The sequence below is a fragment of the Microvirga sp. GCM10011540 genome, from assembly GCF_042650665.1.
Taxonomy (GTDB): domain Bacteria; phylum Pseudomonadota; class Alphaproteobacteria; order Rhizobiales; family Beijerinckiaceae; genus Microvirga; species Microvirga lenta.
This window is the reverse complement of the sequence record NZ_JBHSBQ010000097.1, coordinates 1-8,498: the sequence shown is the minus strand read 5'-3', so window position 1 is coordinate 8,498 and position 8,498 is coordinate 1. Positions and strand designations below refer to the sequence as shown.

The window sequence follows — 8,498 nt, the reverse complement described above, 5'->3', positions numbered from 1 at the left end:
GCACCTTCATCGGCAGCTACGTTCCTGCTCTTGGCGCCGATCGTACGGCGGTGTCCGTCCCGAACAACCGCGACGAGGAGAACGAGTTCTTCGTGGCGCGCGCCAAGCTGAACTTCAAGTTCGGCACCTACTGAGACCTGCCGCTTCGGCAAACGGAAAGGCCCGGGGAAACCCGGGCCTTTTTGCTGTGCCCACACCGGCGCCTTCACGCTCCGGACATACCGCGACGTGCAATGCAGACTTTGCACGCTTGCAAGCGGCCCGGATCCGGAACCATTCGCCCATACAACTCTACGTGTGACATTCCCTGTCGCAGGCGAATCCGCCCCTCGGACCGAGCCGTCGCACGGCGCCATCGGCTAACCTGCTGAAGAGTCAGATAAATAATAAGTTGTCTAGACAACTTCTAGCCGACTGAGCGAGCGTGGCGCATTCCCCACGGGGTTGAGCTCCCCCACGTAAGGCGAAGGATCGGTGCAAAGTTCCGGCCCTGCCTGCCCCGCATCGGAAAGCCTCGAGTCGTTCCTTGCCTTTTGCCTGAAACTTAGTTTTAGATATTGCAACGTTATAGCTGCGATAAAGAGTTCCCGCCTTCGCATGCACATGGCGTCGGCCGCTGAAATCGCTACACAGTATCAACAGCGAGACCGGCTGATCGCAGGCAGGACTTGAACAACATGGGAGACTTTCGATGGAAACCTCCATGCGAGTAGGCCTCGTCGCCGACGACGACGCATACTTCAGGATGGCTGTTGGGGCGATTCTCACCCGCCAGCTCGGCTTTTCGAGGGTCGTGGAAGCCGCCTCTCTCGACGAGGCGCTGGATTGCCTCGGCGACAATGTCGAAACCAGTGCCGCGCTTTTCGACCTGGCCATGCCGGGCATGAGAACCCCGACGAACCTGAGGGCCGTTCGGGAGTGCTTCCCGCAGACCCGGGTGGCGGTCATTTCCGGTTCGAGCTCCCGGCGAGACATCCTGCTCGCCCTGGAAGCTGGCGTTCACGGATACATGCTCAAGAGCCTGAGCATCGGCGACCTCACGAATGCGCTTCAAACCGTCTTCGCCGGAAGCATCTACGTGCCCCCCTCGCTCGCCGAGGTCGACCTGACCCAGGAAGAGGCCATGGGCGAGATCGCAGAGGAGCCGCCCGCCGCGCCGCACGAACCCGTCCATGCCCTGACGCCTCGGCAGCAGAATGTGCTGGACCTTCTGATCCAGGGCAAATCCAACAAGGAAATCGCCCTCGCGCTCGGTCTCGGCGAAGGGACGGTCAAAATCCACATGGCGGCCATCTTCCGCTACTTCGGCGTCAACAACCGCGCCGCAGCCGCTGTTGCGGGCGCCCGCCCCTATCCGAACCGCCGCCGCCTTCTTCTGAGCGCCTGAGCGGCGTCCCGGGCAATGGATCTCCGTCGCGTGCGGATCTTCGGGACCCGGAGGCATGCGATCAAAAGCAGGGTGGCGTTAGGTTGGCTGCATCACAGAAGCCTGTTCTGGCGCTTCCTGCTGATCGGCATCGCCGCCCTGGCGCCTCTCGTGGTCGCTCTTGTGCAATTCGCAGGCGACGAACGGGACATGGCCCTCAAGGTCACCCGCGAACGCGCGGAACTGCTCGCAGCCTATACGGTGGAGAGACAACGCGAGGTGATCGAGGAAGCGCGGGGGGTGCTGCGCTTCCTCACGGAGATGCCGGAAGTCGGCGCCGGAGGGCCGGTCTGCGACGCCTTCCTGGCGAACCACATGGCGCTCCACCGATGGATCCACTCGCTCAGGCTGTCCTCACCGGACGGAAGCGCCGTCTGCGCGGACCGGGCAGACACCAAACTCCCCGACCTGCATGACCGGGAGTACTTCAAGAAAGCGCTGAGCGGGGCGGATTTCGTCCTGAGCGAGTTGACCACGGACCGCCGGACCGGAGCCCTTGCCATGGTGGCGGCAGCCCCGATCGTGCGGAGCGGCGAGGTCGTGGGCGTCCTGTCCCTCGGCATGTTCCCGGGCGTCTTTCAGGAGCGTTCCCCCCTGCAGGTCGACCCCACCCTCGACGTCAGCATGTTCCTCGTCGACCAGAAGGGAACGCTCATCGCGCATCACCCCCAGATCCGAGAGCTGGTCGGGGCGAGCGTCCGCGACCGGCCCGCCGTTCAGAAGGCCCTCGACTCCCTCGAAGGGAGCTCGGAGGCGCTCGATCTGTTCGGGGTCCAGCGCCTGTTCGTCTTTCGGACCCTCCCGGGCACGGATGCCGTCCTTGCCATCGGTCTGGACCGGGCGGCCGTGATCGGCGCCATAGACGGCGTTCTTCGCTATCGCCTGAGCCTGATCACCATCATCATCGGCGGATCGGTCATGCTCGGCCTTCTTGGTGCGGAAATCCTCATCTTCCGGCCCCTGCGCGATCTGTCGTTCATGGCCAAGGCCTTCGAGAGCGGAGACTTCAGCATACGCGCCTCGACCACAGGGGCCGGCGAGGTCAGGCTCCTCGCCCGGATCCTGGGCCGGATGGCGGAAGCCATCACCGATCGCGAGGGCGAGCTCAAGGCGGCCAAGGACGTCGCCGAGAGCGCCCTGGCCGAAGCGCGGCTCGCCAACAATGCCAAGACCGACTTCCTGGCGACCATGAGCCATGAAATCCGCACGCCCCTCAACGGCATCATCGGCTATACCGAGCGCCTTCTCGACGAGGAGCTGAGCCGGGAGCAGCGGCGCTATGCGGAGCTGATCCAGGTGGCGGGCTCGGCTCTTTTGACGATCGCCAACGACGTCCTCGACCTGTCGAGCATCGAGGCCAATCAGATCCAGCTCCGGCAGGAGCCATTCTCCTTCCTGTCGCTCATCGATGATACCGTCTCCATCGTCAGCAGCGGGGCCGGCAGGAAGGGCGTCCCCATCCGGACGGAATGCGACCCGGACATTCCCGACGTCGTGCTCGGGGACGAAGCGCGGCTCCGCCAGATCCTGCTGAACCTGCTGAACAACGCCGTGAAGTTCACGCGTGTGGGGCACATCACGGCCCACGTCCAGCACAAGGGCCGTTCCGAGCGCGGAGAGCTGATCCGCATCTCCATCATCGACACGGGAATCGGAATTGCGCCGGAGAAGCGCGACCGCCTGTTCAAGCGCTTTTCCCAGGTCGACCGCTCCATCAGAAGGGAGTTCGGCGGCACCGGCCTCGGTCTCGCGATCTCCAAGCGTCTCATCGAACTGATGGGCGGCGAAATCGGAGTGGAAAGCGAAGAGGGCAAAGGTTCGACCTTCTGGATCGAAGTGGCGCTGCAGCGGGCGGAGCACCTCGTCCAGCAGCAGCGGCAGGCCAAGAAGATCCCGGCGACCGCACCGGCGCGCATTCTTCTGGCCGAGGACATCGAGGTCAACCAGGAGCTGGCGAAAGGGCTGCTCGTGGCCGCGGGGCACGAGGTCGATACGGTCACGAACGGATACGAGGCCGTCGCTGCGGTCCAGATCAAACCCTACGACCTCGTCCTGATGGATGTGCAGATGCCCGGGATGGACGGCATCACCGCGACACGGAAGATCCGCACTCTCGATCATCCGGCAGGACGAATCCCCATCCTCGCCATGACCGCCAATGTGCTGCCGCCCCAGATTCAGCAGTTCAAGGAGGCCGGCATGAACGGCCATGTAGGCAAGCCCGTCAGACGGGACGACCTGCTCAGGAAGCTGGCGGAATGGCTGCCTGCGGGAGATGAGACGGCTGGATCCCCGGACACGACGGCACAAGAACCGGAATCCTTCAACGAGAAGGACTTTCGCGATTTCGTCGACATGATGGGGGCGGATCGCGTCAACCAGTGGCTCGCAAGGTTCGACGAGCAGCTCGAGACGACGTTCGCATCCGCGCATCAGTACGAGCCTCACGAGCTGGCGCAGCGTGCCCATGCCCTGGTCTCGCAGGCCGCTCTCTTGGGATTCTCGGAGTTCTCGAAATTTTGCAGCTCCCTGGAGCAGGCGTGCCTCAGCGGAGGGGACATATCGGCATCCCTGCTGACCGCCAGGAGGGTGACCCAGGAGACCCGTTCGGCCATTGCCGGCCTGCTCCGCGACCGGCAATGCGAGCATGTCGCCTCGAAGGCATGAGACTCCGGCCGAGCCGGCGCGCCGGAATCGGATGGCGGAACGGCCTAGACCGTTTGGCCTAGGTGGAATCGGCCCTGTCTTAGATCATGGGGCTGAATGGACCAGTGCGTCGGCAACCGCATAAACCAATGAGGTTCGACGTGGAGCGAAGGCCGGCGTTGCAGGCAGGGACTGTCGAAGGAGCCCAGAGGCACCCGGCAGGCCATCGCCCTCAGGGCCCCGGTCTCGCGCGCACCCGAACAGCGAGATCAGCCGGGGGCGGTCGAGGGCGGCATTGCATGTGCCTTTCACCACGGCGCCCTGGTGGCAACTGCTTCAGCGAGGACGAGGCGTGAGTTTATCTTCGACAAGGTATCCGGACCGGCAGTTCAGGTCCCGGGTCGTCCTTCCCGTCACGGCCGTGACGGTGGCGAGCCTTGCTCTCGCGGCATTCGCCCTGTTCTGGGCCGTTCGCCAGAGCAACGACTTGTCGGTCGAGCGCCAGTTGCGGACGACGGAGCGCCACATCAGGGCCATCGTCGGCGAACTCGCGCAGCAGCAGGAGATGGTCGCCGTCTGGGACGATGCGCTGCAGGAGCTGGAAAAGCCCGCTCCCGACTGGCAGTGGATCGACGACAATATCGGGATCTGGCTGCACCTCACCTTCGGGCAGGATCAGGTCTATCTGCTCGACGCGGCCAATGCGCCGATCTACGCCACGATCGGCGGCAAGCGGGCCTCCCCGCGGGAATTCAACCTGCTCAGACCAAGCCTCGAAGGACTCCTCCACGGCCTGCGCGGGCATTCGGAATCGCCGCATCGCCCTCACGTCCTGCGGCCTCCGGATACGACTTACGTAACGACAGGCAGGGCGGAATACGACGCTCACCTTCTCGAGCTGCTCGGGCGCCCGGCGGCGGTCAGCGTCATGAAGATCGTGCCTCATTCGGACAACATGGCACGCAGGCCCGGAAGCGAGTTCATCCTCGTCAGCGTCCGTTTTCTGGACGGCGACTTCCTGAAGCGCCTGTCCGAACGCAACCTGATCGAGGGCCTGCGCTTTTCGCGCTCCGACACACCGAGGGCGGACGAGACATCGGTCGAGCTCAGGTCGGACGAGGGTTATCTGATCGGCTACTTCATCTGGCAGCCGGACCTGCCGGGAACGAGGATCCTGCACGTGATCGGGCCGAGCACGGCACTGGTCTGCGGCCTGATGATCGCCGTAATGGCGCTGCTCGTCCGCTCCCTGCGGCGCTCGATCCTGGAGGTGGACACGAGTGTGGAACGCGGCTTCCCGGGCGAACCGGCGGAAGTTTCACATCCGCAGCCATGACCGTGGAGAGGGATACGTTCGGGATTCTGCTGTCTGCGGAAAATTTGGTGGAGCCAGGCGGAATCGAACCGCCGACCTCTTGAATGCCATTCAAAGGGTATGGCTTTCCTCTCGTTTCCTCACGTCTCCTACATGCTACTTCCGCCTTGATTTGAAAGGCTTTTTGTAGTCTGACGTATCTTGGCGTTTCCGTCAGCTTCCCTCATCGGTGGTCACCACGTGGTCACCCGAGCCCCGAGTGACCACGCATGGCCAAAGATACCGGATCAGTGAAACTCACTAAACGAGCCGTCGATGCGGCCGATCCAAGATCGTCTCGGTATGAGATTTGGGATACCGAACTGAAAGGCTTCGGCCTCCGCATTGAGCCGACAGGGGCCAAGTCATTCATCGTCCGGTACAGGGCTGGCGCTGGCGGGCGCACAGCACCAAAGCGATTTTTGAGCATTGGTCGCTACGGAGCACTCACCCCGGACGAAGCTAGGAAGAAGGCCAAGGAAGTCCTGGGCGCTGCCGCGAGGGGCGATGATCCGGCGGCCGACCGGAACAAGCGCCGTAAGGCGATGACGGTATCTGAGATATCGGAGCGCTTCCTGACTGAACATGTTCAGCCAAAGCGGAAACCAACCACGGCAGAGCTGTATCGCCACGTCCTTGAAAAGCACATTCTTCCGGAGATCGGCCGACGCAAAGCCGAGGAAATCGCTAAAGCGGATGTAACGAGGCTCCATCACAAGCTTCGGGCTACCCCATTCATAGCCAACCGCGCGATTGCTGTGCTGGGCTCCATGTTTTCCTGGGCTTCCGAGGAGGGACTGGTACCGGAGGAGTTCAATCCGACTGCAAGGGTCGAAAAATACAAAGAGGATAAGCGCGAGCGATTCCTGTCCTCTGAGGAACTGGAACGCATTGGCGAGGCGCTACGCGAGGCTGAGACTGTAGGCATCCCTTGGGAGCCGGATTTGGACAAACCGCAGGCCAAGCATGCTCCAAAGGCCACTAATCGTCGGGTGAAGTTCGGCAAAGAGGTTGTAGCAGCAATTCGATTGCTGCTGCTGACAGGTGCCCGCCTCAGGGAAATCCTGCATCTCCGGTGGGAATATGTGGACTTTGAACGCGGTCTCCTCCTGCTCCCCGATTCAAAGACCGGCCGCAAGACCATCATTCTAAATGCACCTGCCCTTTCTATCCTGGAAGGCTTGGAAAAGGTCTCCCACCTCGTGATACCTGGAGAGATTCCAGGGAAGCCGCGCGCGGACCTGAAACGCCCGTGGGCTGCGGTGTCAGCAAGAGCAGGCCTCAAGGGTGTGCGACTTCATGATCTCCGGCATACCCATGCCAGTTTTGGGGCTGGATCCGGTATGGGGCTGCCGATCATCGGCAAGTTGCTGGGACACACGCAGGCTGCAACGACTGCTCGCTACGCTCACCTCGATGCCGACCCGCTACGCAAAGCCTCGGACAGAATTGGGGGAGCCATTGCAGCAGCTTTGGACGGGAAGCCCAAGGCCTCTATTGTCCCGATTGAGAGGTCTCGGAAGGATTGATGAAGAGGTCTTCCGCAACGTCAGCAGCTATCGCCCAATAAAATGGCAAACCACCTGCATTCCGTCACATTGCGGCGAAGCGGTAGGGTTTCAAAAGTTCTGCGGCTGCGCAATCTCACGTGAGGAAATGAGTTCCGGCGTCGATCACCGACGGATGCTGGTATCGGACTGACGGGCCTCATGGGAGGTTTGTGGCAGCATAGGGAGCGTCTCAGTCGATTGGATCTTAGCTGAGAACAAGGATCTACAGCCAGGGGTGGAGAATGACACGCAAGGGCGCCTGCGTCCCAGAACCCCTGTTCGCCCCACTGTCTTAAAGCCGATGCGTCGAAGGGCCTTCAGAGATGGCTGATTGTGCGACTGGATACAGCTGATCAGCCCCTCAAAGCGTCTTTCCTGGGCCAAAGCATGCATGGCGCGCGCGACGCCAATGCCGTAGAGCCGCCTGCCCCGGAAAGCCGGCGAGGTGAATGCTTTGTGCATATAAATGTAGTTTGGATCGAAGGCAGCCACCAGGAAGTCTTGGATAGGCGTCGGACCGACTGAGTACCATGCATATGCACCCAAGATCCCATCTTCGACAAAGCCAAAGCATCGGTCTCCGCGAGCAAAGGCCTGAGACAGGAATTTGTCTTCCAGTTCGAGCGAAGGATCCAATCGGGAGAGGCGGATCAGCTCGTCTTCGCTCAGGAACCCCCACCGGTCATCGGAGCCTACAACCAAGCTCCAGTCCACGTCCCCTCTTGTCAGTGTGACGATCCGGAAAATCAGGACCATGACAGAGCTATTCGTCAGGCGGTAAATGAGGTGGAAGAACGTGTTGAAGAGGCCATGGTGCAGCACATAACGACGGAGACGTTCGCTTCCACTCCTCTTCTGTGCTTGCATGGTACTCTCGCTCGTTAGGCGAACTCATTAGTATTTGACAGACAACTTGAGCATAGAGTCCTAATTTGGCTGGCGATGTGGCAAATTCGGGTTACTGTTCATTGGCAGGACGCAATCAGGAACCCTGACCTCAAGCTTGTTGTTTGTCAGCAAGGTGAAGGGGTGTAGCTCAATGGCAGAGCATCGGGCTCCAATTCCGAGAGTGCAGTGTTCAAATCCTGCCGCCCCTGCCAATCCACTTTGATTTCCATGAATTGACTGTGTACGGAATCTTAACCTTGGCCGTTGGAGAAGGGCACGCGGGCCGTGTCTCGCGTACGCCCTCCAGAGACCTCGTTCACCTCCCCCGGCTGAACGGGGTTTTCTTTTTCGGAGCGGCAGATGGCAGGGTCAGGAAAAGAGACGCCGACCGGCCTTCTCGCCCACGCCCCACACAGGCGACGTGAACGAAACCAGGGGCCAGTCGGCGCCGCGGCCACAAAAGATATCCTAGTGTTGTGACTCTAACGCTTGTTTCGCACGGGCGACCTTTTCCAGGATCGCTGAGGCCGGGGCTGTCCAGACAAAGGGTTTCGGGTCAGCATTGTGGTGCTCCAGGTAGTCCATGATCGCGCTCTCCAGATCGGGCACGCTCATGAAGGCCCCCCGCCGGATG

The 8,498-nt window shown here is 61.5% G+C and carries 5 protein-coding genes and 1 tRNA gene; 5 read left to right on the top strand and 1 reads right to left on the bottom strand.

The genetic code is table 11. The features are described 5' to 3' along the window. Nucleotides 1-691 precede the first annotated feature (691 nt). The 4 genes from ACFOYU_RS15625 to ACFOYU_RS15610 all read left to right on the top strand — a co-directional run bounded on the left by ACFOYU_RS15625 (nt 692) and on the right by ACFOYU_RS15610 (nt 6,955). Nucleotides 692-1,387, top strand: a complete 696-nt coding sequence (locus ACFOYU_RS15625; RefSeq protein WP_377034302.1) for a LuxR C-terminal-related transcriptional regulator — start codon at nt 692-694, stop codon at nt 1,385-1,387. 72 nt (nt 1,388-1,459) lie between these two features. Beyond that, complete coding sequence (locus ACFOYU_RS15620) at nt 1,460-4,093, top strand: ATP-binding protein (protein WP_377034301.1); 2,634 nt, start codon at nt 1,460-1,462, stop codon at nt 4,091-4,093. A 331-nt stretch (nt 4,094-4,424) separates the two neighbouring features. After that, complete coding sequence (locus tag ACFOYU_RS15615; protein ID WP_377034300.1) at nt 4,425-5,408, top strand: CHASE4 domain-containing protein; 984 nt, start codon at nt 4,425-4,427, stop codon at nt 5,406-5,408. A 248-nt stretch (nt 5,409-5,656) separates the two neighbouring features. Then, nucleotides 5,657-6,955: a tyrosine-type recombinase/integrase gene (locus ACFOYU_RS15610; protein ID WP_377034299.1), complete on the top strand. Its 1,299-nt coding sequence runs from the start codon at nt 5,657-5,659 to the stop codon at nt 6,953-6,955. A gap of 144 nt (nt 6,956-7,099) precedes the next feature. On the opposite strand, the gene ACFOYU_RS15605 is transcribed toward ACFOYU_RS15610, so the two are convergent. Further along, nucleotides 7,100-7,843, bottom strand: coding sequence for a GNAT family N-acetyltransferase (locus ACFOYU_RS15605; protein WP_377034298.1), 744 nt, complete (start codon nt 7,841-7,843; stop codon nt 7,100-7,102). A gap of 158 nt (nt 7,844-8,001) precedes the next feature. Between ACFOYU_RS15605 and ACFOYU_RS15600 the strand changes: the two genes are divergently transcribed. Beyond that, nucleotides 8,002-8,076 (top strand) — tRNA-Trp (locus tag ACFOYU_RS15600). Nucleotides 8,077-8,498: the final 422 nt, after the last annotated feature.